Source organism: Angelakisella massiliensis (genome assembly GCF_900104675.1).
GTDB lineage: Bacteria > Bacillota > Clostridia > Oscillospirales > Ruminococcaceae > Angelakisella > Angelakisella massiliensis.
Genome location: NZ_LT629945.1, coordinates 2,011,404 through 2,037,614, shown reverse-complemented (window position 1 = coordinate 2,037,614; position 26,211 = coordinate 2,011,404). Strand labels below are relative to the sequence as shown.

At 44.7% G+C, this 26,211-nt stretch carries 21 protein-coding genes and 2 pseudogenes; 7 read left to right on the top strand and 16 right to left on the bottom strand.

From position 1 onward, the window contains the following. Positions 1 to 21: 21 nt before the first annotated feature. The 3 genes from BQ5383_RS21635 to BQ5383_RS14970 all read right to left on the bottom strand — a co-directional run bounded on the left by BQ5383_RS21635 (position 22) and on the right by BQ5383_RS14970 (position 1,898). Positions 22 to 357: a hypothetical protein gene (locus BQ5383_RS21635; RefSeq protein WP_071433283.1), complete on the bottom strand. Its 336-nt coding sequence runs from the start codon at positions 355 to 357 to the stop codon at positions 22 to 24. Next, positions 354 to 1,442: an AAA family ATPase gene (locus tag BQ5383_RS14975; protein WP_071433281.1), complete on the bottom strand. Its 1,089-nt coding sequence runs from the start codon at positions 1,440 to 1,442 to the stop codon at positions 354 to 356. Before BQ5383_RS14975 ends, BQ5383_RS21635 begins: the two co-directional genes overlap by 4 nt. A gap of 114 nt (positions 1,443 to 1,556) precedes the next feature. Beyond that, positions 1,557 to 1,898 (bottom strand): sigma-70 family RNA polymerase sigma factor, encoded by a 342-nt coding sequence (locus tag BQ5383_RS14970; RefSeq protein WP_172724643.1) that lies wholly within the window; start codon positions 1,896 to 1,898, stop codon positions 1,557 to 1,559. Between the two features lie 362 nt (positions 1,899 to 2,260). On the opposite strand from BQ5383_RS14970, the pseudogene BQ5383_RS14965 reads away from it, so the two are divergent. After that, positions 2,261 to 3,421: pseudogene (locus tag BQ5383_RS14965) on the top strand (IS256 family transposase); the annotation flags it as partial. A gap of 1,169 nt (positions 3,422 to 4,590) precedes the next feature. Here the strand turns inward: BQ5383_RS14965 and BQ5383_RS14960 are convergent. Continuing rightward, on the bottom strand, positions 4,591 to 5,592 hold the full coding sequence (locus BQ5383_RS14960) for a LacI family DNA-binding transcriptional regulator (RefSeq protein WP_172724642.1): 1,002 nt from the start codon (positions 5,590 to 5,592) through the stop codon (positions 4,591 to 4,593). A gap of 41 nt (positions 5,593 to 5,633) precedes the next feature. Next, the gene (locus tag BQ5383_RS14955; RefSeq protein WP_076944491.1) at positions 5,634 to 6,710 is read right to left on the bottom strand and encodes a LacI family DNA-binding transcriptional regulator; all 1,077 of its coding nucleotides are present in this window, start codon (positions 6,708 to 6,710) and stop codon (positions 5,634 to 5,636) included. 312 nt (positions 6,711 to 7,022) lie between these two features. On the opposite strand from BQ5383_RS14955, the gene BQ5383_RS14950 reads away from it, so the two are divergent. From BQ5383_RS14950 to BQ5383_RS14925, 6 genes are all read left to right on the top strand, one after another. Next, a complete protein-coding gene (locus BQ5383_RS14950; protein ID WP_071433273.1) occupies positions 7,023 to 8,600 on the top strand; it encodes an ABC transporter substrate-binding protein in 1,578 nt (525 codons plus the stop codon). An 89-nt stretch (positions 8,601 to 8,689) separates the two neighbouring features. Continuing rightward, complete coding sequence (locus BQ5383_RS14945) at positions 8,690 to 9,679, top strand: ABC transporter ATP-binding protein (protein WP_071433271.1); 990 nt, start codon at positions 8,690 to 8,692, stop codon at positions 9,677 to 9,679. A gap of 18 nt (positions 9,680 to 9,697) precedes the next feature. Further along, positions 9,698 to 10,684: an ABC transporter ATP-binding protein gene (locus BQ5383_RS14940; protein ID WP_071433269.1), complete on the top strand. Its 987-nt coding sequence runs from the start codon at positions 9,698 to 9,700 to the stop codon at positions 10,682 to 10,684. Beyond that, positions 10,681 to 11,610, top strand: coding sequence for an ABC transporter permease (locus BQ5383_RS14935; RefSeq protein WP_071433267.1), 930 nt, complete (start codon positions 10,681 to 10,683; stop codon positions 11,608 to 11,610). Before BQ5383_RS14940 ends, BQ5383_RS14935 begins: the two co-directional genes overlap by 4 nt. Then, positions 11,573 to 12,481 (top strand): ABC transporter permease, encoded by a 909-nt coding sequence (locus BQ5383_RS14930; RefSeq protein ID WP_083390003.1) that lies wholly within the window; start codon positions 11,573 to 11,575, stop codon positions 12,479 to 12,481. The genes BQ5383_RS14935 and BQ5383_RS14930 overlap by 38 nt, the downstream gene beginning before the upstream one ends. An 18-nt stretch (positions 12,482 to 12,499) precedes the next feature. Then, positions 12,500 to 13,369, top strand: coding sequence for a glycerophosphodiester phosphodiesterase (locus BQ5383_RS14925; protein WP_071433263.1), 870 nt, complete (start codon positions 12,500 to 12,502; stop codon positions 13,367 to 13,369). A 185-nt stretch (positions 13,370 to 13,554) separates the two neighbouring features. Here the strand turns inward: BQ5383_RS14925 and BQ5383_RS14920 are convergent, their stop codons facing one another. From BQ5383_RS14920 to BQ5383_RS14880, 11 genes and pseudogenes are all read right to left on the bottom strand, one after another. Further along, positions 13,555 to 13,818: a hypothetical protein gene (locus tag BQ5383_RS14920; protein WP_071433261.1), complete on the bottom strand. Its 264-nt coding sequence runs from the start codon at positions 13,816 to 13,818 to the stop codon at positions 13,555 to 13,557. Between the two features lie 104 nt (positions 13,819 to 13,922). Further along, the gene (gene aepY, locus BQ5383_RS14915; RefSeq protein WP_071433259.1) at positions 13,923 to 15,047 is read right to left on the bottom strand and encodes a phosphonopyruvate decarboxylase; all 1,125 of its coding nucleotides are present in this window, start codon (positions 15,045 to 15,047) and stop codon (positions 13,923 to 13,925) included. Positions 15,048 to 15,062: 15 nt separating this feature from the next. Further along, positions 15,063 to 16,184, bottom strand: coding sequence for a phosphonoacetaldehyde reductase (locus tag BQ5383_RS14910; protein ID WP_071433257.1), 1,122 nt, complete (start codon positions 16,182 to 16,184; stop codon positions 15,063 to 15,065). Positions 16,185 to 16,204: 20 nt separating this feature from the next. After that, positions 16,205 to 17,470, bottom strand: coding sequence for a phosphoenolpyruvate mutase (gene aepX, locus BQ5383_RS22015; RefSeq protein WP_420835671.1), 1,266 nt, complete (start codon positions 17,468 to 17,470; stop codon positions 16,205 to 16,207). Positions 17,471 to 17,866: 396 nt separating this feature from the next. Beyond that, positions 17,867 to 18,217 (bottom strand): annotated as a pseudogene (locus BQ5383_RS22010) (NTP transferase domain-containing protein); the annotation flags it as partial. A gap of 45 nt (positions 18,218 to 18,262) precedes the next feature. Continuing rightward, positions 18,263 to 20,164: a YidC/Oxa1 family membrane protein insertase gene (gene yidC / locus BQ5383_RS14900; protein WP_071433254.1), complete on the bottom strand. Its 1,902-nt coding sequence runs from the start codon at positions 20,162 to 20,164 to the stop codon at positions 18,263 to 18,265. 38 nt (positions 20,165 to 20,202) lie between these two features. Then, positions 20,203 to 21,093, bottom strand: coding sequence for a hypothetical protein (locus BQ5383_RS14895; RefSeq protein ID WP_071433252.1), 891 nt, complete (start codon positions 21,091 to 21,093; stop codon positions 20,203 to 20,205). Further along, entirely contained in the window at positions 21,083 to 22,522 is a 1,440-nt protein-coding gene (locus BQ5383_RS14890) for a sulfatase-like hydrolase/transferase (RefSeq protein WP_071433250.1), read from the bottom strand. The genes BQ5383_RS14895 and BQ5383_RS14890 overlap by 11 nt, the downstream gene beginning before the upstream one ends. Positions 22,523 to 22,550: 28 nt before the next feature. After that, positions 22,551 to 22,748 (bottom strand): hypothetical protein, encoded by a 198-nt coding sequence (locus BQ5383_RS20845; protein ID WP_139193444.1) that lies wholly within the window; start codon positions 22,746 to 22,748, stop codon positions 22,551 to 22,553. Next, positions 22,718 to 23,494 (bottom strand): acyltransferase, encoded by a 777-nt coding sequence (locus BQ5383_RS14885; RefSeq protein ID WP_071433248.1) that lies wholly within the window; start codon positions 23,492 to 23,494, stop codon positions 22,718 to 22,720. The genes BQ5383_RS20845 and BQ5383_RS14885 overlap by 31 nt, the downstream gene beginning before the upstream one ends. Before the next feature lie 14 nt (positions 23,495 to 23,508). Continuing rightward, positions 23,509 to 26,178, bottom strand: a complete 2,670-nt coding sequence (locus tag BQ5383_RS14880; protein ID WP_071433246.1) for a glycosyltransferase — start codon at positions 26,176 to 26,178, stop codon at positions 23,509 to 23,511. Positions 26,179 to 26,211: the final 33 nt, after the last annotated feature.

Genomic DNA, 26,211 nt, shown 5'->3' with positions numbered 1-26,211 from the left:
TCTCGGCTCCTGGTACCGCGGCTATTCCGCTTCTTTTTGCAGCAGCTGGAGAAACTCCTCCACCGAATCAACAACACCGTTTTGCCGGAGCATCTGATAGCGTAGCAGATCGCAGCAAGTGCGGAAATTGATTTCCGTCCATTCCAGCAGCAAATCCATGGCGACCAGCTGTTGGGAGGAGGTGAGGGAGGTATGGCGCTGTGGATTTCGCAGATAACGCCACAGGGTCTGTTCATCGGGGGATGCACTGCCCAGCTGTTCTTCCATCCCGTTTTTGACATATTGGAGTGTCTCCTGCCGGGACTGCTGAATCAGGGATTTGAGAAACTGGTTATGCGCGGTATGAAAATCTTTCATTGTGATACCTCCTGTTGGTTTGTTTGCGACAGCTGTGACGGCTGCGACGGGAAATCTGATACTGGTAAACTATCTGTTTTACCGTCATTGCTGACGCAGCCGACGCGAACCATGGTCAGAGACAGTTCCCGGCGGGTGTGAGTGCGGCGGCTGGAGAGCCTGATTCCCAGCTGAGACAGTTCCTGCTGCCGGCGGATCAGCTTTTTTATCAGCACATTGGGCTGGATCGTTTCTCCGGACAAATCGGCTATGGATGTCGCTAGCTCAGTGGCGGTTCCAGTGAAGTCACCATGCTGTTTCAGAAAAGAGAGAAGATCCTCAATGAGGGGATCAGTTTTCTGCTCCGGCAGCGGTTCCTGGCTGTCCTCCCGCAGTTCCCAGCGGTGGGTGTCTTCATCGAATGCCAGGGACAGCTCCCGGTAGGGGATGTCTCTGCCTGTGCAGAAGAGGGTTGCGGTGCCGGTGCTGCGCTTGTCCTTGCGGAGTACAAAGTTCCCGTCTGTGGCGCCGCTGATGCCGGTAGTGCCGGAGATCATGTTCATGGGGTCGTCGTCGTTCATCTTTCTCAGATGATGGATGAGCAGCAGAGCAATTCCATGGCGGTCAGCCAACTGCTTGAGAACTCCCAGATCTCGATAGTCGCTGGCGTAAGGGTTTGAGTCTTTCATGGGATTGCGGACACGCTGGAGGGTGTCGATGACTACCAGCACGGTATCCGGATGTTCTGCCAGGAAGGATTCCAGCTGTTCTTCCAAACCCTCATGGAGTTTTTCAGACAGGATGGAGAAAAAGAGGTTCCCTGGAGCATCGTCCGTCAGGTCCAGCAGACGGTTTTGGATCCGGGCGTAGCTGTCCTCCAGACAAAGATAGAGAACGGAGCCCTTCTGCGTGGGGAAGTCCCAGAGCTTTTCTCCCTGAGTCACACAAAGACAGATCCAGAGGGACAGCCATGATTTTCCCACCTTGGGCGCACCGGCCAGCACATGAAGTCCCTGGGGTAACAGCTCATGGATCACAAATCGGATGGGCGGCAGGATGGTATTTGCCAGTGTTTCGCCATCCACATATTGTAGGCGTTTTTTCATGGGTAACTCCTTTCTTTCGAATTGAGGGAAACCGGTGGTTTCATATTCCCCTCATCTATCAGGACACGAAAAAGGAGTTTGTAAACCAGAAAATAAAAAAGCCAAAGGGCTCTGTTACTGGACAGAGCCCTTCAGCTGGTTGTGAAGCTTTTTCAGTCGCTTTGAGACAGCCATTTTGGAAACACCAAGGATTTTACCTATCGCTTCCATGGTCAGTTCCTGGTCATACCGCAATGAGATCAGCTGCTGCTCCTCATCGCTTAATGCTGAAACTGCCTTTCGCAGATTTTCAAGACGGAGGTTTCTCAAGACCAGATCCTCTGAGGAATCATAGGTGGTGTGCCAGGACAGCACCGTTTCAAAATCACTTTTACTAAGATGCCTTCTGTCCTGTCGCTCCTGTGCCTGCTGCCTCTTTCGGTCCTGGCTGAGAAAGTCTGCGACCTCCTTTGGCACTGATAAATGCTTCCCGTTATATTCAATTGAAACGTAATCCATATGCATCCTTTCCGCTTTCCGCGGAAAAGCGCACACCTGCGCTGCCGGCACAGCGCCAAATACTGTGGACGTTCATGAAAATTCCCATCGTAACGGGATCAATTTTGCCCTACGGGGTCCATGAATGTCTGAGGTCACACAGGGTGTGAACCTCACCGGAAAGCTGCAGATTCAGGCTTTCGCCTGAGTTCAGTATAGAACAAATGTTCGTTTCCGTCAATGCTAAGGCGGAATATGTTTCGTAAAAATAAAGAGACATGGTTTGCAGATCTCTGGTAGGATGAAGTTGCGACACACCATTTAAAAGGAGACAGCAAACCATGTCCGAGAAGATTGTACAGCTAAACGAGGAAGTAATCAAGGGGCAGCTCAAGGAGCTGGTGCGAGGCAGCGTAGAGGAAACGCTCAACGAGTTGCTGGAGGCCGAGGCAGAGAAATTGACCCAAGCGGCCCGGTACGAGCGCAACGAGCAGCGCCAGGGCTACCGGAGCGGCCACTATAACCGCAACCTCACCACCACTTCCGGGGATGTCACTCTCAAGGTGCCTAAGCTCAAGGGAATCTCCTTTGATACTGCCATCATTGAACGGTATCGCCGCCGGGAGAGCAGTGTGGAAGAGGCTCTCATTGAGATGTACCTGGCCGGCGTATCCGTCCGGCGTGTGGAGGACATCACCGAGGCCCTCTGGGGCAGCAAGGTCTCTCCCTCCACCATCAGTGAGCTGAGCAAAAAAGCGTATGTCCATATTGAGGATTGGCGGAACCGTCCTCTGCAGGGCGGACGCTATCCGTATGTCTATGTGGATGGGATCTACCTGCGCCGCAACTGGGGCGGAGAGTTTGAAAATGTAGCTATTCTGGTAGCGATTGCGGTCAATGAGGACGGATACCGTGAGGTTTTAGGTGCCGCTGAGGGTATGAAAGAGGACAAAGCCAGTTGGGTCAGCTTCTTCCAGTGGCTGCGTGGCCGTGGCCTAGACGGGGTTAAACTGGTGGTTGGTGACAAATGCCTTGGTATGCTGGAGGCTGTAGGCGAAGTGTTTCCTGAGGCCAGATACCAGCGGTGTACTGTCCACTTTTACCGCAATGTGTTCTCAGTCACGCCTCGCTCCAAGGTGAAGCTGGTAGCTAAAATGCTCAAGGCGATCCACGCTCAGGAGAGCAAGAAAGCTGCACGTGAAAAGGCTAAAGCTGTGGTGGAGGAAATGCGCTCCATGAAACTGAAAGAGGCCGCCAAGAAGGTGGAGAATGGCATTGAGGAAACCCTGACTTACTGCGATTTTCCCAGTGAGCACTGGACCCGTATCCGTACTAACAATGTCATTGAACGGCTGAACCGGGAGATCCGCCGCCGGACCCGTGTGGTTGGCAGCTTCCCGGACGGCAACTCGGCACTGATGCTGGTCTGTGCCCGGCTCCGCCATGTGGCTGGTACCCAGTGGGGCAACAAGAAGTATATGAACATGAAATACCTGGAGTCTCCCCTAGAGAACACCTCTATTGCTGGCAGACTTCATTGTTCAGGCCAGAGATTACAAATCAATTTGCACAAAATCCTTGACCCCTTTTGGCTTTCAGGCTCTGTGAAATAGTATCACACCATATCAGATTCCATCAAAACTTACCAGGTCATCTTTGGTCACAACTTTTATCTCTCAGCGGTAGAATCTCTGGTTTCTTGCTACAACAAAGGCAGTAAGGTTTCCGTACCAACGCTGTATCGAAACTTCGTAGGTTGTTCCGTGGGACTTAAAACCCACAAACTTGCACTAGGCAATAGTTTGGCGGTTCAGATTTTCCAGATACACAAAACTGCGACCAGGATTACAATACCGCACTAACCACTCTAACTTTGCTCTTTATCTGTGTCGCTCTTACATGGCAAACCTTTACAGCTTGGGGGGGCAGTTTTGAAGCCTTCGAAAATCCACTTTCAAATAATATTCTTCGCATGTCAAGTTCTTGCCTAATTGCATGTGTGCTCTTACCTTTTGATACTGGATCTTTTATCATCAGTATACCTAACCTACCACTCTTAAATCATTCGGCTATCTCCCTTAAAAGTCTATTAAGATAGCTGATCTTTAAGCATGGGTGAATTTTTGTTTGACGCCATGTGGCTTATTATACTTCCTTTGGCGATATATCGTCTCTCTAAAGTCAGGAAACAGGGCATCCCATCTACGACAGAGGAATGTCTCTTCCTGCCATGGCATTAGACCTCAAAGGGATGTCTACGGATATCATGTTCTTCCTACATAAGTTGAAAATCCGGGTCGAGAATATCCAGTCTCAGTCCGAATTTCTTTTGTATACTTTAGCGAAATGAGAACCCTAACTCTGCTGGGGAGAGTAAAAAAGCTTTAGTTTCAAGCATCAAGAGAAGCGAAAAGAGATCGACAACTTTACTATTGTCAGAAAGTTGATCTTAGATAAACAGTGCCCACTTACAGGCTGTTGGGCAAGTGGCATTTTTTCAGTGCCTCTTAAGAGACTTGCCGGTACGATGTTCTTCTAGGACTTACACAAGCCCCCGGCTAAGCCGGGGAGGTCATAACTTTATCAACGAATCTTATTCTGGATACCGCCTTCGCATATGCGAGAATAATTGCATATTTCTTAACCGGTCTCGAGGCCCGCGACAGCTTCCTCATTCCGCCTCGTCAATCAAAGGGAAGAGATTTTCTTCAGTAAAATCACAAACATACTCCACAGTAGAAACGCCGGCAGGAATACGGTGATACACGGCTGCGGATCGATCCATCAATAGTTCGAAAAGGGTCTTTGCGGCTAGATCTTCATGTTGGTCAACAATCGTAATGGGAACAGAGAATCGCTGAAGCTGAGGATCACCGAAGGTAAGTACAGCGCATTGTTCAGGTATGGCTACTTTCCTGCTCTTCAAATAATCTATAACACCATAGGCAATCACAGTGGATGAACAGATGATAGCTGTTGTCCCTCTGGATTGCATTTTAGCTGCTATCTGCGTACTCCATTGCCACAGCTCCCTGGAAGAAATATAATCATCTTCTAAAAACTCATTCAATACCAAGGAGTCTTTTCCCGTTTGAGAAAAAAGTTCTGAAAAGGCGGCGTAGACGGGCTTGGATGAGCGCAAGCCTATCCATCCGATACAACGGTGCCCTTGCGCAATTAAATAGTGTGCCAGCATTGCTCCAGATTGAGAATAATTGATGAGCACTTGATCGCCAATGGGATGATTCTTTTGAGAAACGAGGGTAACGATAGGAATTTTCTCTGCGATGTTCCGTGCTGAATCGATTTTTCGAGGCGGCATCAGACAAATGACACCCAATACATTTTTCGGATTGATATGGTCCCAAAACCATTGCTCACGCTGGGGTGAGAAAGAGGTGATATATAGGAGCATGGGGCAAGCTCGCTTTTGCGCCATTATTTGTAAAGACTGAAAAAGTCTTAATTGTTCTTCCCGATAAAGAGCTTCTGCCAGAATCCAAATTTCTTTGTTTTCAAACAGTTGTTCTTTATTTTTTCGATAACCTAGTACCGACGCGGTTTCCAACACCTTTTTTACGGTATCAGGCGCAAACGCGTTTTCCTTATTGCCGTTTAGGATCAAAGAGACAGTGGCCTTTGATACACCGGAAATTTGCGCGATTTGGGTCAAAGTAACCTTCCCTCTTTGCGTCATAAATCCATTCCCCATTCTTATCTTCCAGGCGGCCCAGTAGACCCCCTAACAATCAGCTCATTTGTAAATTCTGTAGTTGTAATGCCCGTAGGTTCAGAATAGTTGGCACCGCAAATTTGCCGGTAAAGCATACGAAAAGCCAACAGTCCTTTTTCCCATATATGGTGTTCTATTGTCGTTAAATCTATTCCTGGTTGGGAGGATTGAATCAGGTTGTCTACACCGCAAACGCTATAATCCGCCGGAACAGAATATCCCTTTTCATGGATAGCTTGTAAAACACCGTATGCGGCTGCATCACTGTTTGCGATTATAGCGGTTACATCACGGGGACCGTTTAAACATTCCAAAGTCATTTCATAACCGCTTTTGATGCTCAAACCATACATTCCTAATTCCAGCTCGCCTTTCCATTCCCTTTCAGTGACAAATAATTCCGCCGAAGGACATTTACGGCGAAAGGTATCTATGACGCCTTCTTTCCGAATCGAACTAGGGTATCCCCACCGATCAGATTTAGAGTGTAAATAGGCAACCCGCCGATGTCCCAGATCAATGATATGCTCAGCAAGCATCACGCCGGCGCCATAATTATCGGTTTTGACAATATCCAGCGGCACATCAAGATCGTTATTGCCAAAAATCACAACGGGTAATTGATTGGAAATTTGTACAATCCATTCCAAATTATGGGGTGTAAAAGTGAAAATAACTCCTGCAATATCACTGTGCAACAGATAGGAAATGCAACGCATCTCCCGTGCTTCTTCATAATAGCTCTGAAAACATAAGGTATCGAAGCCTTTGGAATTGGCCGCCTGGTCAATTGCTTGAATGATCGTACTGTAATAGCTGTAACTTGCAATAGAAGGAGTAATGATGGCCAGGACTTTTTTTTCAAAAATCCCCCCGGGGGTGGCGGTACTTTCCTCCGTGATATAGCCAAGATATTTTGCCGCCGCACAAACTCTGGCAACAGTACTTTCAGCGAAAGACACCTTGGAATCCCCTTTTAGAATCAGCGAAGCTGCCGCTTGGGAAACCCCTGCCAATTGTGCAACTTGCGCTAATGTTGCTCGAGATGATTTTGGCAAGAAACTCACATCCCTTTTGTCATTCTGGAAAACCATGTTGTCAAAAATAAATCTATTTTAATTAAAGCAAATTTTACGTTTTTTTTCAATAAGGGAATTTGGAAATGCGCAAAATATATTTAATGTTTACTCAATATATGTACAAAAATAAAGCTTGTTATGTATATTATATATAAAATAATATCAGCTTTTATCTAAATAATAGATTAATTTTACAACAATTGTGTGATAACCTAATATTGTACTAAGAGATTTTTAATTAATGTTTAAAAATCTTCAATAAGAGCCGAGAGATGAGAAAGGAGCTTTGTCATGAAAAAGAAGAAATGGTTAGCGTTTCTGATATCAGTGGTCATGCTGCTGTCTTCTTGTGGAAGCACTTCTGCTTCCTCACAGTCGGCCCCTGCGTCGGATGGTTCATCGACAGGAACTGCTGAACCAGCACAGCTGGATACGCTGAAAATCGGCCTGGCGGCTTTTCCTACAACACTGGACCCCAACTATGGTATTGGCATTGCCAGTATTAAAGTGTTTTATAATATGTTTGACACCCTGCTTTTTACAGACAAAGAAGGCAATATTACTGGCCAATTGGCGGAAAGTTGGGAATGGCTGGATGATACCACGCTGAATATCAAACTCAGACCCAATGTTACTTTTCACAACGGGGAGGCTTGTACAGCTGAAGATGTTAAATTTACTTTTGATAGAATCCTAAATGGGTATGGCGACGGTACCATTTCGGTTTTGTATGAAACTCTTGAATCGGTGGACATCATTGACGATTTAACGCTCCAATTCCATCTGTCGTCTCCAGACGCCGCATTTGAGGATCGGCTGGGGTCCATTTGGGGCGCAAGCATCATCCCAAAGGATTATACCACCGAAGTTGGAGACGAGGCTTTCGCTACCGCTCCCATTGGGACAGGCCCATACAAAATGGTCAGCTACTCCCCTGAGAAATATGTTCTGGAAAGGTATGACGGATTTTGGGGAGAAGCTCCGGAAGCAAGAGAAATACAATTTATTCTTTATCCGGAGCCTTCTGCACGGGTAACCGCCTTGATGACCGGAGAAGTTGACATTATTAATGATGTTGGCACAGATATGCGCGACACAGTGGACCAGACTCCCGGTTTGAATGTGGTGGGAACCGGTATCAAAAACATTCACATCTATGTATTTCAAACACAAAAAGACAATATCATGTCCAACGAGAAATTCAGACAGGCAGTAACTATTGCGATTAACAGGCAAATGCTTGTGGACAGTCTATGGACCGATTACGCTACTGTTCCAAATGGTCATCAATTCACATCCTACGGCGATTTGTACCTGGAGGATTATCCTGGAATCGAATATGATTTGGAAAAGGCGCGTCAGTTGGTTCAGGAATCCGGCTATGATGGCAACGAAGTGATCAAAATTCAGTTCAAGCAGGGCTATTATACCAACGGAGATCAAGCTGCTCAAGCAATTTGCAGCATGCTGGGCGAAATCGGTGTCAAGGCGCAGGTGGAGTATGAAGATAGCTTCAGCTGGGAGTTTGATTATATTCATGCATGGTCTTCGGCTTCCAGATTCGATAATCCTTTGGGTGCGCTCTGGCTGCTCTTTGGCCCTGGTTCCAATCCTGTTACACAGGGCTGCTGGACTCCCACTGAGGAATTTCTGGCGGCGGGAGATACACTGATCCACAGCTCCGACCTACAGCAGCAGCAGCAGGCAGCCTGGAAACTGATGGAGGTATTTGATACTTATTGCCCAGGTACCTACCTATACCAGGCGGAAGATCTGTATGGTATTCGTGATGGACTTCAGTGGGATCTGACCTATTGTGAAAATCAGATTATGCCTTTCCGTGCCGGTGATATTCGAGCAACCTCGTAAAGTAATGTAATATCTTGGACGCCCGATTCATCTTTATCACAAAATGAATCGGGCGTTTTTACTCACACAGATGTCCAAGGAGGTTTTTTATGAACTATCTTTTGGAAGTAGATAACCTGCGAACCTATTATTATTCAAAAAAGCGGATTGTTCCTGCGGTAGATGGCGTTTCATTTCACTTGGAAAAAGGCGAAGTGCTGGGACTGGTGGGAGAATCGGGTTGCGGAAAAAGCACCGTCGTCAGAGCTATTACCGGCTTGATTGACCCCACCTATGCTCGTGTGGAAGAAGGAACAGCACTGTTTTGCGACGCAGACCTGTTAAAAATGAAGGAGAAGGAGCTTTCCAAAATCCGTGGCAAAGAAATCTCCATGGTATTTCAAAACCCTCTGTCCGCTCTTAATCCCGTGTATACTATTGGTAATCAGCTGACGGAAGCTTTGACCACTCATTTTTCTGTATCAAGAAAAGAGGCCCAGGACCGTGCGGTGGAATTATTGCGGTTGGTTCATATCCCCTCTCCAGAAACCAGACTGAAAGAATATCCCCATCAACTTTCAGGCGGGATGCAGCAGCGAGTGCTGATTGCAATCGCGCTGGCTTGTAATCCCCAATTAGTGATTGCGGATGAACCTACCACAGCGCTTGACGTGACCATACAGGCTCAGATATTGGATTTATTGAAGGAACTGCGCAGCAGGTTGGGCATGGCCATTATCTTGATCACCCACAACATGGGAGTGGTAGCGGCAATGTGCGACCGTATGCTGGTGATGTATGGCGGCGTAGTGGTGGAGGAGGGTTCTTGCAGAACGGTCTTTGCCTCTCCCAGTCATCCATACACCAAAGGGCTGTTGGCATCCATCCCCAGTGTCACAGAGGACCGGCAGAGGTTGTACTCCATCAAAGGTCAGGTGCCAGTTTTTTCGGTTCCTGTTTCTCAATGTAGGTTCTTGGACCGATGTGAATCTTGTACCGAGCGTTGCCGCAAGGAAGAACCGCCGCTTTTTTCTCTGCCCAATGGCAGCAAGTGTAGATGCTGGTTGATGGAGGAGCGGCAGGGGAAAGAAAACGATTAATGCAGCGGAGGTGAAATAATGAATCGGGACATAATTCTGTCCGTATCCGGTCTAAAAAAATACTTTCCTGTACGTCGTGGCTTGATTTTACAAAAAACGGTAGGTCAGGTAAAAGCCGTGGATGACGTTTCTTTTCAAGTATATCGCGGGGAGACTCTGGGGATTATTGGAGAATCCGGTTGTGGAAAGACTACTTTGGCCAGAATGATTATGGGTTTGGAAAAGCAAACGGAAGGAGAAATCACTTTTTTGGGGAAAAAAATTGATACGGAGATGCCTGCCGATCTTCGCAAAAAAATTCAGATGGTGTTTCAGGACCCGTATTCTTCCCTCGATCCCAGAATGAATATCCGGCGCATTATTGAGGAACCTCTGCGTGTACATACCAAATTATCCGCCAATGAAAAAAGGCAGATTCTTTTGCCTTTGCTGAAGAATGTTGGCATTGATGAAAATGCTTTGCAGAAATATCCCCATGAATTCTCCGGTGGGCAGCGTCAAAGAATCGGTATCGCTAGAGCTTTGATTCTTCAGCCGGAATTATTACTTTGTGATGAACCTGTCAGCGCATTGGACGTATCCATTCAGGCACAGATTTTAAATCTGTTCAAAGATTTGGAGGAGACATATCATCTGACAATGATTTTTGTTTCCCATGATATGAGTGTAATTCGTCATATCAGTGACCGGATCATTGTGATGTATCTGGGGCAGATTATGGAAATCGCCCCCAAAAAAGAACTGTTTGATCATACCCTGCATCCCTATTCTCAAGCGCTGATGAGTGCGATTCCTGTAGCTGACCCTGAAAGACAAAGAGCGCGCATACCTCTCAAAGGCGAAATCCCCAGTCCACTAAACGCTCCCCCCGGATGCCCTTTTTCCGGCCGGTGCGCCAAAGCAAAGGAAATATGCCATTGTCAAAAGCCTGGCCTCCGGCATACATCGGCGCAGCATTATGTTGCCTGCCACCTGTTTGCGGAAGGATGTGAGGAGACTTTATGAAACGCTATGTATTGATGCGTGTTTTGAAAGCGATATTGACCATTTGGTTTGTTTATACGTTGGTCTTTTTCCTGGCGCGACTGACGGGAGATCCTGTGGAATGGATGACGGCAGCCGGTGGAGCATCGGAAGAAGCAAAACAACAACTTAGACACAACCTTGGATTGGATCTTCCACTATCCACTCAATATATTCGTTCTCTCGCAGGACTCTTTACCGGTGACAGTGGCAACAGCTACTATTATGCCCGTCCAGTTTCAGAGCTGTTCGCAGAAAGAATCGGCTATACATTGTCCCTGGGTGGAATTGTATTTTTGGTTACGATTTTCATCGGTGTTCCTTTGGGGGTCTTCGCCGCCGTCAAACATAATCGTCCCGCTGATCGTTTGACGATGGCGGTTGCAATCGTAGGCAATACGATGCCTAATTTTGTATTGGGAATTTTATTGATTTTTTTCTTTTCACTGAAGTTGCGGATGTTTCCCAGTGGAAATATTGGAGAACCGTTATGGCGGTACTACGTATTGCCAGTGATCGCATTGGCGGTTGTGCCAACAGCATCAGCCGCGCGATTAACGAGAAGCTCCTTATTGGACGTTGTTCGTCAGGATTATTTGGATTCAGCCCGGGCAAAGGGTGTACGGGAATGGAAAGTAATTTTCAAACATGGCTTACGAAACGCGCTGATACCAGTGATTACCATTTTAGGCGCACAGCTTAGCACCCTCATTGGCGGCTCAGTAGTTGTGGAAACAGTGTTTGCGTGGCCCGGTATTGGTACACTGATTGTCAACAGCGCGCAACAAAGAGACTTCCCAGTTGTGGTATTTGGTGTTCTGGTGATTGCAAGTTCGGTTACCATTGTAAATCTGCTGGTGGATTTGTCTTATGGCTTACTTGATCCCAGAATCCGGGACAGCTATTGAGGTGAGAGTAATGAAAAATCCGAAACGATATCGCAGGCAATATGGTATCCCCATTTTTATTCTGTTTTTAATCATAACCTTTGTTGCAATCATGATTTTATCCTTACTGGCTCCTGTAATTGCTCCGGTGGATTTAGCAGTCACTGATCTGCCTAACAGGCTGAAAGATCCCGTTTTTCGAGATCCTGATTCTCCTTATTTGTTTGGAACTGATGATTTGGGGCGGGATTTGGCAATTCGACTTCTTTATGGAACGCGGACCACCATCATGATCTCCTTTTCCGGAATGATTATTGCTACAGCCATAGGGGCGGTTTTCGGTATTATTGCCGGATTATGCGGCGGAACAGTGGACATTATCATTTCTTTTCTCACAGATGTGCGGCTATCTGTTCCTACAACCTTTATCGGTATTATTTGCGCTTGCATTTTGGGAGCCAATTCCTTTACCATCATTTTGGTAATCGCTTTGACAGGATGGTCCTCTTTCTGCAGGCTGGTCAGGAGCCAGATCATTCAACTCAAACATGTAAAATTCATTGAAAGCAGCAGGGCCATAGGCGCCTCCGGTCTGAGGATTCTTTTTGAACATATCCTTGTTAATATAGCATCCCCATTGATTGTGCAGGCTACTATGAGTTTGAGTGAATTTATTTTGCTGGAAAGCACCTTGTCTTTTTTGGGGCTGGGAATTCAGCCGCCCAATACATCATTGGGGGTGCTTGTAAGCACAGGAAGAAACTATATGTTAACCCAGTGGTGGTTGGCAATTATACCCAGTATGGTTATTATTCTGCTGATTTTCCAGATTTCCCTGATCGGAGATTGGCTCAGAGACAAACTGGATCCAAAGTTGCAGAACATGACTTAACAGAAAGGAGAACGCCAAATGTCAGTACAGATCTCCCCCAAACTTTGCGCTCATCGTGGGTTCAATGTGGTGGCTCCGGAAAATACCTTGCCCGCTTTTATGTGCGCTTATGCACTGGGAGCGGATGAAATCGAATTTGATTTATGGCCTGATGCCGAAGGAAAGCTCATAGTTTGCCATGATCCAACCGTGAACCGTACAACAAACGGACAGGGTGAAATCAATGTATTATCTACAAAATATCTCAAAGGTCTTGACGCGGGAATAAAATTTTCTCCTGACTACAGTGGGGTTTGTCTTCCATCATTTGAAGAGGTGCTTCGCTTATTAGGCGGCAAGGTGAAAATGAATATCCATATCAAATCTCTATGCCGGCCCATGATCAGCGATACAAAGATGCTGGAACGTGGACGTCTGCTGGAAGATATTTATTTACACCAACGCAGCGCCCCCAAATATCTTCTCCCGGAAAAAGGTGCCGTCATCCCAGAGATGGAAAGCAGAAATCTTCCCCCTTATACCGAAAGCGTTTTCCAAAAAATTCTGGATTTGATTGACCAATATCAGTGTAGAAATTGGGTCTATTTTACAGGAGAAAAGGATGTGCTGACAACAGCTTTAAAAATGGCTCCGGATATAGAGCGCTGCTGCCTGGAAGGACATATGAATTTCAGCATCATCCAACATGCATTGGAACTTCAGTGCCGGCGGGTACAGTTTTGTAAGCTCTTTCTGACGGAGGAGATGATCAAAGAAGCTCACAAAAATAATTTGATTTGTAATCTGTTCTGGTCCGATACACCGGAAGAGGCAAAATATTATGTTAACAAAGGCATTGATGTGGTACTGACAAACCACTGTCTCGCACTAAAAAAACATTTTGGCTAAATGAAAGCTGTAATAATTTATCAACAAAATAAAATTGAGATGATACTCACCTTATCCACCTTATCACTTATCCCTTATCATTCTACCTTATCAAACGGTATGCATCTATGACAAAAGGGCGACAGTGGGTTTTGACCACACTGTCGCCCTCTGCATATTCTTCCTGAAATAAATCACTGAAGAGATTATTTTTTGGCGGTATCATCGTTAATCTCGATGACATCTTCTTCCACTTCTTTTTTGGCATTCTCATCAATGCCTAAAGTGTTCTGCACCTTTTTCTTCGCTCTGCGCCAGTAAATACCGATCACGGCACCCACCGCAACAACCACGCCGGCAACAACCTGAATGGTGTAGGTCATCACCGAGGGGTCCAGATAGGCAAAGGCGGTGGTGGAAAACATGACCATCAATCCAACAGCTAACAGCAAACGATTGAACAATTTCATAGATTAAATATCCCCTTTACTTTTTCTCACAGCAACACCCGCTGAATCTTTGTATATTCTACAAAATGTTTTATTCTGCGTCAAGAGTAAAAACGACCAATCGTTTAACCGCCATTCGTCAATCGTTCCATAAAATGCTGTTTATTCTGGTGCGGAGTTGTTGTAGGACGCCCCAAATCTGCCCGGGCTCCATTGGCACAGCGCACCTCCAGAAATGTCAAACAATTTTCTGTTTTTGCTTCTTGAAGAATGGCATGAAGCTGTTCCTCATTGTCTGCGAAAGCAGTCTTCTGGTATCCACAAGCTTTGGCGAGCATCTGCCAGTCCACGGTTCCAGACACTGTAGGCATACCGCCAACTGTCTCATGGGCCTGGTTATTGATTAAGATGTGTACCAAGTTTGTCGGATGATTGGCTCCAATCACTGCCATGGAACCCATGTGCATGAGAGCCGCTCCGTCGCCATCCAGACACCAAATTTTTTCTGTGGGCTTCTGTAAAGCAATACCTAAGGCAATGGAACTGCTGTGTCCCATGGAGCCCACCGTCAAAAAATCACATTGATGTCCCTGCCTCAAAGCCTCACGGGCTTCAAACAACTCACGGCTGGCTTTACCCGTGGTAGATACAATAATATCGTCCCCAGTCACCGCAATAATGTCTTTGATTGCCTGCTCCCGTGTCATGGAAAAGTTGTTGACATAACGGACCTTCTGATCATACTGTAATGCGCCCTTACGGACCACAAAAGCAACCTGATGTCCTGAAGCGAGCCAAGGCTTCCATTCTTCCATCTGTGCCGCTACCTGATTGACTGTGGTATCCGGACCAACGACCAAGGTCTTGATCTCCATATCTTCCAACAGCTTCAGCGTTACTTCGCCCTGATAAATATGCTGCGGCTCATCATGAACCCCCGGCTCGCCTCTCCAGCCAACCACAAAAATACAGGGGATTGCATATACCTTATCATTCATCAGCGACGCAACAGGATTGATGATATTCCCTTCCCCGCTGTTCTGCATATAGACCAGTGGGATCTTTCCTGTAGCCAAATAGTATCCGGCAGCTAAAGCGGTACAATTCCCCTCATTCGCCGCAATCAAATGTTTGTGGGGATCAATCCCATAGGTATTCATCAGGTAATCGCACAGCGCTTTCAACTGTGAATCCGGAACACCTACAAAGAATTCCACTCCAATTTGGTCCAAAAAGCTTTTAATTTCCATTTCAGGCCTCTTTTCTCAGTTTCCTGCCAGGATGTGCTGATACAACTCTCTCAAAGCTTCTTCTGTCAAAGCTACCGGATTATTTTTGAGTCTCACCGGATTAACAGATTTTGATAGGAGGTCAATTTTTTCCTGTGTCCAAGAGCTGGGCGGCCCAAGACGCAATTTTCCCAGAAGATCGCTAATGTAATCCGCAGCTTCTTCCGCACTGCTGCATCCCATGGCTTCGGCCAGCTTTTGAAACTCACCTTTTACATAATCCGCGCCTCTGCCGTCTACACAAAGCTCCATATGTCCAATCATATACCGCCAAAGATGAGGCAAGCAAAGCGCCGCACTATGTCCATGAGCAAAACCATACAAAGAGGTAAGCTTATAGCTCATGGCATGTCCAGCCGTTGTTTGGGTGATATCAATTGCTTTACCTGCAAGATTTGCCGCTGACAACATCGCTGCGGCCGCTTGCTCATCACCATTCAGATAAGGCTCCATATTAACGATAATGTTCCGAATTGCTTTTAAGGAGTATTCCATACTTTGATCTGTGGAATTTACGGACCAGCCGGATTCGATGCTGTGGCAAAGAGCATCCATCATTGTGGCTTTCTTTTGATATTCCGGCAGGGTCTTCAGCAAGGATGGTGCGAAAAGTACCGCCGATGGAATGCAACTGACATGATTAATCGACTGCTTGTTCCCCTGATAATAGATCACCGCATACCTGGTCGCTTCACTACCTGTTCCGGCGGTGGTTGGGATCGCCAAAAACGGGATCTCATTGGGAACGATCTCCTGCTCCAAATAGTTTTTGCTCGGGTCCATGTTGCTGTACAATTTGATACATTTGGCTACATCCATGGCGCTGCCGCCACCGACCGCAACGATCAATTCTCCCTGAAAACGGCGGAACGCTTCCACTCCTGCAACTACGGATTCATACAGAGGATTGGGATGGAAATCGCTGAACCGCTCCACTTGAATCTGATATTTCTCAGGCAACATCGTAAAAAAATGATCCAGCGACAGTAGTTTAATGGATTGATCACAGACCAAAAACAATTTACGGATTTGTTTTTGCTGCAAATAATCCAACAAGGCTTGAAAATCATCGGATGATTTTAAAATCTGTTGTTCCATATCTTCTCCTAATCGGGCTCTCAAACTTCCTCTGGGATAAGTGTGATAATATCTTTAATCGGCATACACTTATCATCCGCTTCCTTGGCGCGGTGATGCTCCAGAATTGTCCTTGCAGTTTCCTGCATTGCGGGAAAACCACTGCGGGTAAGCTGATTGGCATAAATCACAACATTAACGCCTCTCTGCTTAAATTCCTCTTCTGTCACCGCATTGAAAGAAGTGGGGACCACCACAATGGGCGTTGTTTTATCCTCAACACGGAATTTTTCCACAAATTCAAAAATCTCCGCAGGGTCTTTCTTACGGCTGTGAATCATGACACCATCGGCGCCAGCTTTTACATAAGCAAACGCTCTGGTCAACGCGTCTTCCATCCCCTGCTCCAAAATCAAGCTTTCGATTCTGGCGACGATCATAAAATCTCTGGTTTTTTGCGCCTTTTTTCCCATGGCGATCTTGTGACAGAAATTTTCAATGGTATCCTGTGTTTGGGCAACTTCGGTACCGAAAAGAGAGTTCTTTTTCAGTCCGGTTTTATCCTCAATGATAATCATAGAAACGCCCATACGTTCCAGTGTTTTGACTGTGTATACAAAGTGCTCCGTTAACCCACCGGTATCTCCATCAAAAATAATGGGCTTGGTCGTCACTTCCATGATATCATCAATGGTACGGAATCTGGAGGTCATATCAACCAACTCAATATCCGGCTTTCCTTTTGCAGTGGAATCGCAAAGGCTGGAAACCCACATGGCATCAAATTGCCGCGCTTCACCATTTTGATAGACTACGGTTTTCTCCGCAATCAGCCCTGTGATACCACTATGGGCCTCAATCGCTGTAACCAAACCTTTCATCTCAATGGATTTTTTTAACCGGGAACGACGCATATCAGGAAGTGACAATTGATAACGAGTCCGAGACTCCAACTCACGATACTTTTCTGAATTGGAATAAGGGAATTCCACCAGCTGGCCACCGTAACCGGCCAATACTTCCAGCACTTCATCCCGGATAGGCTTCTGGAAGCCTGTGCGCCAGTCATCACCGTGAACAACATAATCCGGCTTGTATTGCTCCAGATTATTGCGATAGCTGAGCGTATTCTGGCATACCACCTGATATACCCCTGCTATATTCTCAAACAAAGCTTTCCGCTCCTCATAAGGCAAAAGTGGGAAACGCTTATAGCTGCACACCGCTTCATCAGACAATACACCGATGATTACCCGGCCTAACTTTCTGGCCTTATTGATGATCGTGATATGACCGCTGTGTACCATATCTGTGGAGAAGCACAGATATACAGTGCGGTTCTCCAACTCCTTCAATCTGGCAGAAACTACCGCCAAGTCTTCCGGAGTATCGATTTCATTACAAAGGGCGCCCCGCACATCCATGGGATAGATTTCGCAGACATCAGAAATTTGATTGAACGCATTCTCTCCGTAGCAGGCGACTTCACCTCTTTCACAGAAAGCACACATTTCACTGAGCCACAATTCCCAATCTTTTTCTTTCAGCTTATACAAAGGCTGAGCTGCCATTGCATGATCAAAAAACTCTATCCCCACCTTACGGATCCGGTCCCCCAAAACCACCGCTTTGAAGTCTTTCTCCGGAAGCTCCACAGTGGAACTGACAGTCATCACACTGATGGGAGATTCCAGGACCTGATCCAGAATCAGTTCTTCAAAGACCAGATCTCCATGCATCAGTACAATATCATCTCCACGAAGCTTGTCCTGGGCCAGATAAATGGAGTAAATATAGTTTGTTTCCGAATAACGGTCATTGTGAACGAAAGTATATTCCAATGGAAGGTTCAAGGAATAACAGTAGTCCATCAGAATATCTGAAAAAGGTCCCGTTGTCATCACAACGTCCTTAATCCCCGCTTTAGCCAGCAATTTCAACTGTCTGCTGAGGATCGTCTCGTTTCCCAAAATCTCTGTCATACATTTGGGATGCTCACTGGTGAAATGCCCCATTCTGGTTCCTTTTCCAGAATTCAAAATCAGCGCTTTCATAATTCTATTTCCTCGCTTTTCTTCTATCTTTGAACACAAGCATGCTTACTGGCCGCTGTTTTTCCTGCTCTGGATCTTTTTCTGCAGGCTTTGGAGAATATAAGCGCCTCCAATCTCCCCGCTTTTTCCCATATTGTAAAGGTATTCATCGGTAAGCTGTGCAATTTTCCGCTCATAATCTTCTGCATGATCCAACATTTCAGCCAAGACCCTTCCCGCTTGGTCAGCCGCATCAGGCTCCAGCTGAACGCCGATTTCGCTCCGCAGTGTAAGGTTGAGGGGCTGAGGAATGACTTTTGCATAGTTTGGATTGGATACCTTCATCGGTGTATTAATGGACAAAACCGGCTTCCTGGTGGCAAAAGCATATTCAAAGGCAATACCAGACCAGTCGCTTACCAAAACATCAGCACTGTACACAGTTTCATTGGAAGAGAAATCTGTTTGAAGAATCAGGCAGCTTTCAGGAATATCTTTATACTTTTCCAGTAGTACATTCCATCTGGCGCCATAACGCTTGACATATTCCGGGTGAGGACGGACTATGATCTGCCAACCATCACGAAGGGATGATTGCAAAATCTGATCCAGACAACTGTCCAGAATATTATCTTCCTGCCAGGACGGCGCAATCAGAATCTTTTTGACTTCCTGATTTTTGTAACGCGCCTCATTTTCCAGATAATGCTTCCGCATATTCTCGATTACGCCATAACCACATTCAATAATTTTTTTCTGTGGAAGATGGTAAATTTCCTCACTTTTCCGAATTTCCTCTACCTGTCCCTTTCCTGTGCAGAAAATGGTATCATAGTGATCCAACGCACCATCCCGCAATGTCATAATAAAACTGAGAGGGGCGTGGAACATATAGACGTATTCGGCGTCCTTCCGAATATAGCTGCGTTTGATATGGAAGTTTTCCAGATCCGTCATGGTCATAACCACCATGTCCGCATCCATCTTCATCATCAAGGTAATGAGACGTCTTTCACCAATGTAATACGGTTTGATACGCGGCTGCTCCGCCGCCTTCTGGAAAATTGCATCCTTGGGATCGCTGGTGATATAGTGGATGGTGACATTGGAATGGTTCAGCAGATAGTCGATCACGTTCTCAAAGTATTTATAGAACCCACTCCGCTCCGAATAAAACACCAAATGCTTATTTGCAATGGAGAAAAAGCGCTTGTAATCCGCTTTTTCCCTTTGCTTTTCCTCCTTGGAGCGTTTACCACCCAAAGACGAAATCTTCGCCAGCTCCTGACGGCTTTTCTCCAGCGCCTCATAGTCGATGTACTTTTTTGGGGGAATCACGGTATTCAGTATAATCTGTTGGAGAATGGTGAAGAGATTGCTGCAAATCCAGTAAATGCCCACACCCAAGGGGACAAAGGCACCCAGCACCAGTGAGATAGCAATAGAAAAACCATTGGTCATCCACTGCTCTGCTTTTCCCTGTTCTCTTTGAAGAGGATTCAGATGGTTTTGTGCCAGGCCCAACAGCAATGCTGCTCCACCGGCTGCCAACGGCATCAGTAAAGCGGCTCCTCCAACCTCTGAGGGAATTTGAACCAGTATGGTGTTGTCTTCTCCCTCCAGCATCCCCCGTACGGCGCCGATCACACCGATGAGGAGGATCAGCTGGATGAACATCGGAATGGTGCTGGCCAGGGGATGGTAGTTTTCCCGCTTATAAAGAACCTGTGTCTCTTCGGCAATGGTATCTTTGTCACCATAGTATTTCAGCTTCAGTTGGTTCAGTTCGGGGGTGAGCTGAACCATTTTGATACTATTGCGCTGGACCCACATGGAGACGGGGAAAAGGATGACTTTTGTCAGCGCAGTAAATACTGCAATCGCAATTCCATAATTCCGTACAGCCAGAAAGCATACAGATAATAGCGCTCCTAATGGGATACCCAGCAATTCCGTTATATAACCCATTGTGATCTCTTCATCTTCCTTTACCGTTTAATCAAAATTTACGCTTCAGGCACCTGCACTTCCACTGTGCGTCCGCTGGTGTAATATGCACCGTCTATTTCAACGATTGCTTCCACTGTGATGGTTTTTCCCGCATATTTTTCAGCTGGAAGCCCATATCTGAAACCAGCATAAAGATATTGTGGATTATCAAAATAATCAGCAACATCCTGTCTGCTTACAGATTGTGCCCAATAGGTATCTTCTTTTCCGTCGCAATAAACCGTTACATAAACATTTTGATGCAACGTATCCTGCCCTTCCAAAAAGATCCAGCCACGTCCTGTAACGAAATCCTCTGCTACTTCCATCGTGGAACTCATATTAAGGGAAACATCATCACTTTGAATTTTTTCAAATTGTTGTTTCATCTGCTCAGAGGCATTACTCTGTAAAAATGAAGTTCCATCTTTCTCCATTCTCAAATTAAGGTTGATGAGCATCGTATCATTTTCATTTTCCTGGCAGTAAAGATATAAATCATAAACTCCAGTTGGCAACTGAACAAGAGAAGCATCATGAGCATAGCGAAATGTGCGATCACTCTTTTCCCCAAATATCACACTATCTTCAAGGGTCCACACAGTATTCGCTGTTACCGCATAACTGCCATTGGGATTTTTAAATATAATCGATACAGGTTTTGCATCTTGGGGATCTTCACTTTCACAAAAGGCCCATCCGCTTGTGACATATTCGTCAGCAATTCCGCCAAGGTACTCTTGGGAAAAATCATATTTCCCCGTTTTTGTAGAGCTCAGGGTATTGAACTCAACAGGGTGCAAAGGTGTGTTAAAAAAGAAATTGGAAATTATGCTGTTGGAACACAGCAAATACGCCACAAAAGCAATAATCCCACTTGCCAAAAAAACTTTCTTTTTAATACTCATAAGGGACCTCCAACAAATCAAAATTTCCAAGTCCCAACTGTGTCAAAATCGCTCTTAACGTATTAACGCCAGACAAATCCATCAAGTTTTCGTTGGGAGTTCCCTGTGTATAACAAGCCATCAGAATTCTTGCTTTTTCTTCTATGGGAAAATCTACATTTCCGCCGCCTCTCGCGCCATGATCGGAACAAATAATGACGACAGAATTCGGATCGTCTTTCATAATATTATCTACCGCATCTTCTATTAGGGTTGTAATATATTTTAATTGTCCCAGATAATTTTCCAAACGATCCCAATTGTGCCATTCGCTGGCTGATACATTTCCTCCATGCTCGTCAAACAAAAACGGTTGATGAGGAGATTTTACATACGAGAGCGTAAATTGAGATGTATTTGGTACTTGAACCATATGATCCATTTCCACCAAATACTTTTCCATCTGCACTCTTTCTGACGCCGAATTGCCATTGGCCAAAGGATACATCATGCTCTTTTGGAGAAAAAGTGTTTCCAAAGTATATCCCTCTATAGATGTTGTTTCCTTTTCTGCCGAATCTTCTTTCGGAATGCCCAACCATGTTGTATCTCCCACACCATTGATTGAATATCCTTTCTCCTTTAAAAATGTATATAAATAAGGAGTTTCTCTAAGCATTTCCTGCTCGGCAACCGGTGTACCTGAGTCAACAACATATTCCAGGTTCAACATATTCGTTAAAACGATATTAGTCACCGGATATTCATTTCTCGATTCATCAGAAACCACAAAATTATGTTCTGTTAGAAAATCTCTGAAATCTTTATTGTCATAGCCATAATATTCTTCCAATTGATGAAAGCTGGCATACTCATCAAAAATGAGAAGGTAAATGTTCGGCTGGTTTCCTGTGGAACTTTCTTCCTTCAGCACTGCTTCATCTGTTTGCAGTTCATCAGGAGAGTCTGCGCGCACATTCATTTTTTGTATGCCGCCCGGGATCGCTGTAATAATATTTATTACAACCAAGCCGCTGAATAAAATTGGAACGAGCATTTGCGATATTTCCACAACGGGTTTTGGCGCTTTTGCTGTAAACCACCAAGCAAACACAACAAACAGCAATAAGACTGTGGGAAGAATATGCCAATAGCGTGCGAAGGGCAATATCTTTCTGATTACGTTTTCCAGTGAGGCATAGTTATAAAATAAGAAAAGAAATATTGCGGATAGAACGCCCGCTTTCCTCAATGGGACTTTGCAAATCCAAAAAAGTGCCAAAAGCACCACTCCCCACAACATCAATTCTGCCATGGGAAACAAAATATCTGTCAAGGAAACCTCTTTAATATTGGAAGCATATAAAAAAATCCACGGATATGCTGCCGTTACCATCACAGTCAAAACCGCCATTCCCAGTTCCGACCACGATATTTTCTTCCTAATCAATCTTCTGACCCTTCTTTCGCATCAACTGTTAAACCGGTAAAATTTCATCCTGAATAAAAAAGTGCGTGATCTCCCGTTGACTATATTTTTCTTCTGCACCAACCAAAATTGACACTTGGCGCAAATCACGGATCGCAATGGGCAATAGTATTTCCCATCCTGTATCAGGTTCTGTTTCCAATCCAAAATAATCAACTATATCCTGGCGATAATATTGTTTCGCCACGAACACTCCCTCGGGGGGGGGGGGGTACACTTCAATAATACTTTCTCTCCCGGAGCGCAAAGCGCCCATCCTTTGCAATAGGTGCAATCTTTACCGGAAACCTTCAACGGCTTTACCAACTCAATATTGTACTGCAAATCCGATGGGGTATCTATGTAGGTATCGCCGTCAATTTGCATAGGAGCAGCCCAGGGTATTTTCCGTAATTCTCTGTCCCAAGATATTTCGCTTCTCAGCACTTTTCGCCCATTGGAAACCACACCGGAAGGTATCACACCGCTGACCAACGCCCCTGCTGCAACAACCGCTCCTTCATGAACCACTGAACCTTTTAAGAGCTGTGTATGTCTGCAAATCCATACATGATCTTCCACAATAATATCCGCTCCAGGATTGACGCGAACTCCCGTCTCTTTATCGATAATCGAATGAAAATCTGATGTTAGCAACTCCACACAACTACTGATCATACAATCTTTTCCAATGCTAATTTTATGGCCATCCTCAGCCATAGAAATCGTCATTTGAACAATTGTAGTGTTTTCACCAATTAAAACACAATTCCTACTCCCTTCTATAAAAATATTCAGCTCTTCGTCAATAACTACACTTGGATCAATTAAAATAATATTTTCGTTACCTTTGATTCGAATGTTGAGCTTACCGTTAAAGTCATTGTCAGGTAATTGATTTGCTTTTCCCTGAACGAAAATAATACCTCCACATTCTCTTTCTCGCTCTTCCATACAACTCTCCTGTTTTACACGCGATTCCATTTCCTCAGCAATTGGTAACAACGGAACATCAATACTTTTAATTGACGCTTGAAAGGAATTTTCATGCGACGAAAAGCCAGCACCGCCTTATAACCGGTAGAATTCCGAATGCTTTGAAGCTCTCTTTCCAATTCTTCCACATGATTCTCCAGCTCCGCATTGAATTGACTGTCAATTTTCGCTTTTCCTTCTATTCTTTCACCCAACAAATATCCTTGATAGATCCGCCTCGCATCAAATAAATGCCCTTTATTCTGCGTTTCCACATTATCAAAACGCTGATATAGTAATTGATAATCCCCTGTCATTTGAGAAATTGTTTTATGCCGCAAATTCTTAACGTGATCTGTCATCTGCTCCAGCATTTCAGGATTCAGGCGAATTTTATCTACCTGATGTAAAATCTCCTGCGTAGTGGCATCATGTGGAACAATCCAACCGCATTTCATTTCTTTGACACGGTCAGCCAACGCTCCCAGATCCGTCACCAATACTGGCCTGCCACAGACTACTGCCTCAGAAAGTGTATAGCAAAAAGTCTCCGGCCATATGGGTAAAATGCAAACCAAATCAATTTGGTATAACTCAAACAAATCATGTAAATCTTCCCGGCGATACCAGTTGGTTTTAAAAAGATTTTCCTGTTGCAAATAAGCCAGATCCCGATCTCCTATTCCTCCGAAAATAAACCAGTTTATATGTTTGTTCCCTTGTTTAATCATAGAATAGGCAATCTGACTACCTTTCGCGACATTCAAACCACCAATAAATGCTACATTAAATAATTTTGTTTTGGCTGAGTGCGTTATCTGAAACTGGAAACAACTACTAGAAATTATAAAAGTCTCTTTATTTTGCACTGCCATGCGTAAAGTCCATGTTCCTAAATGGAGACTATTTGGGGGAAGATGGATTGAAAACCCACTATAGCGATAACGACGATCAACAACTGCCAGGTCTTCCCGTACGCTAATTGAAACAGGCACTACAAGCCGCTCTTCATCACAAGAAAGAACGAGGAATAACCGTGAGTTGCTGCTTTCTACATTTTCCAGGTAACACCAACCCCAAATTTTTCCTTTTTGTATTTGCTCTTGTGGAGATTCTATATGAAAACGAAGCTGTTCATTCTGTGAAAATCGCGAATAAAAGGCTGAGATTCGCTCAGGACAATCATACCCATGCTCAATTACTCGAATTTTTTCTTTCAAACTAGGATAATAATAAGCAAAAATGTTTTTTGCATTTTCAGAAGGCGTTATCAATAAATCGCAAGATTCCAGAACTTCCAAATGCTCTTTTCGCCATTTTTCTAAAAAATTAATATCAGAATTAATATGAAACAACTTTTGAAGGCACTGCTGGCAATGTTCTGGATTAGTTTTTCCAATACATAGTCTTTCATCATTCTCCAAAAGTTTAATGGAGGGGCATATTGTATAAAAGTCATGCAAAGTAGCAATGAGTGGAATTTTTCGGGCTTTTGTAACACGATATAAATCCAAAGTCAAAGAATAAGTATGATGAATATGGACCAAGTCAATCTCAAAAGCACTAAGTATGTCTTTATATAAAGTTTCAAACGACTTATGATAATAAATAGGATAAGCCGAAACCCTGCCTATATAGAACTTAAAAGAAAACTGCTTTTGACCAATATAAGCTGTTAATCTCAGATAATCCCCATCTCTGGCAGCAACAAAAACATTGTATTCCTGTTTTAGACCCATCACCAAATCTTTGACATGGAATTGTGTGCCACCTATATTGTTTTGTGCATCAGGCCGAAAATCCGCCTGTATCAAATACAATATATTTTTTTTTCCATTCTCCATTGACAGATAGAGCTGTGCATTATGTACCCAATCAAAATTCTGTACATTTTCCGCCAATTCAAGCGTTTTCTCCATTTGCGTCCCATATTTTTTATATAGAATTTGACTGCTAGAGGATAAATTTGAATTTTTTTCTTTTTCAGTAAAGGATGCAGTACCTTTATGATAGATAAAAACATCATCGCACAAAATATGGCGATACCCCAGCTGTTGACTTCTTAGGCAAAAATCCACTTCTTCCCCATAACCTTTTCGATAAGCCTGGGCATCGAACACTCCGGTTTCTTCCCACACCTGCCGACGTATATACAGACAAAAGCCAACTCCTACCCCAATTTCCGGTCTTTCCCTAAAGCTGATTTGGTGAAGTTTCTGACCCAAACGCTCTATAGAAATGTGATCTTCTGCCTGAGAAAGCGGAATTGTACAATGGGAAGCATTGTTGCTCATTGGAGTTACCGTTCCTACAGACGGGTCTGAATATGCTGCCTGACAAAGCCCTTCAACCCAGCCATCAGTAACGATTGTGTCCGAGTTGAGCAAAATAATATCCCCCGTTGCTCGCTCGACTGCTCGGTTCACAGTAGCTGCAAATCCTAAATTCTCTTCATTGCTCAACAAAATGATTTCACAGTGAGCTTTCTTCACTTGTTTCAAAAAAGCAGCTATCCTTGAATCAGTACTTTTATCATCGATGATTATTAACTTCGTTTCGGAAATATCCGTATGTGCAAGCACACTATCAACACATAATACAAGGCTTTCATACGCATTATATACGGGAATAATTATTGTAAGCTGTTGCTGGCAGCTATTCACCTAATATCCTCTCTCTTCCTCTTTAATTCCTAT

What these genes read in the sequence shown, in the direction of transcription:
- BQ5383_RS14935 (WP_071433267.1), top strand. Translation starts at nt 10,681, where the DNA reads ATGAAACGCTATGTATTGATGCGTGTTTTGAAAGCGATATTGACCATT.
- BQ5383_RS14885 (WP_071433248.1), bottom strand. Translation starts at nt 23,494, where the DNA reads ATGGAAGAGCGAGAAAGAGAATGTGGAGGTATTATTTTCGTTCAGGGA.
- yidC (WP_071433254.1), bottom strand. Translation starts at nt 20,164, where the DNA reads ATGGGTTATATAACGGAATTGCTGGGTATCCCATTAGGAGCGCTATTA.
- BQ5383_RS14950 (WP_071433273.1), top strand. Translation starts at nt 7,023, where the DNA reads ATGAAAAAGAAGAAATGGTTAGCGTTTCTGATATCAGTGGTCATGCTG.
- BQ5383_RS14945 (WP_071433271.1), top strand. Translation starts at nt 8,690, where the DNA reads ATGAACTATCTTTTGGAAGTAGATAACCTGCGAACCTATTATTATTCA.
- BQ5383_RS14975 (WP_071433281.1), bottom strand. Translation starts at nt 1,442, where the DNA reads ATGAAAAAACGCCTACAATATGTGGATGGCGAAACACTGGCAAATACC.
- BQ5383_RS14925 (WP_071433263.1), top strand. Translation starts at nt 12,500, where the DNA reads ATGTCAGTACAGATCTCCCCCAAACTTTGCGCTCATCGTGGGTTCAAT.
- BQ5383_RS14920 (WP_071433261.1), bottom strand. Translation starts at nt 13,818, where the DNA reads ATGAAATTGTTCAATCGTTTGCTGTTAGCTGTTGGATTGATGGTCATG.
- aepY (WP_071433259.1), bottom strand. Translation starts at nt 15,047, where the DNA reads ATGGAAATTAAAAGCTTTTTGGACCAAATTGGAGTGGAATTCTTTGTA.
- BQ5383_RS14930 (WP_083390003.1), top strand. Translation starts at nt 11,573, where the DNA reads ATGGCTTACTTGATCCCAGAATCCGGGACAGCTATTGAGGTGAGAGTA.
- BQ5383_RS14910 (WP_071433257.1), bottom strand. Translation starts at nt 16,184, where the DNA reads ATGGAACAACAGATTTTAAAATCATCCGATGATTTTCAAGCCTTGTTG.
- aepX (WP_420835671.1), bottom strand. Translation starts at nt 17,470, where the DNA reads ATGGTACACAGCGGTCATATCACGATCATCAATAAGGCCAGAAAGTTA.
- BQ5383_RS14940 (WP_071433269.1), top strand. Translation starts at nt 9,698, where the DNA reads ATGAATCGGGACATAATTCTGTCCGTATCCGGTCTAAAAAAATACTTT.
- BQ5383_RS21635 (WP_071433283.1), bottom strand. Translation starts at nt 357, where the DNA reads ATGAAAGATTTTCATACCGCGCATAACCAGTTTCTCAAATCCCTGATT.
- BQ5383_RS14895 (WP_071433252.1), bottom strand. Translation starts at nt 21,093, where the DNA reads ATGAGTATTAAAAAGAAAGTTTTTTTGGCAAGTGGGATTATTGCTTTT.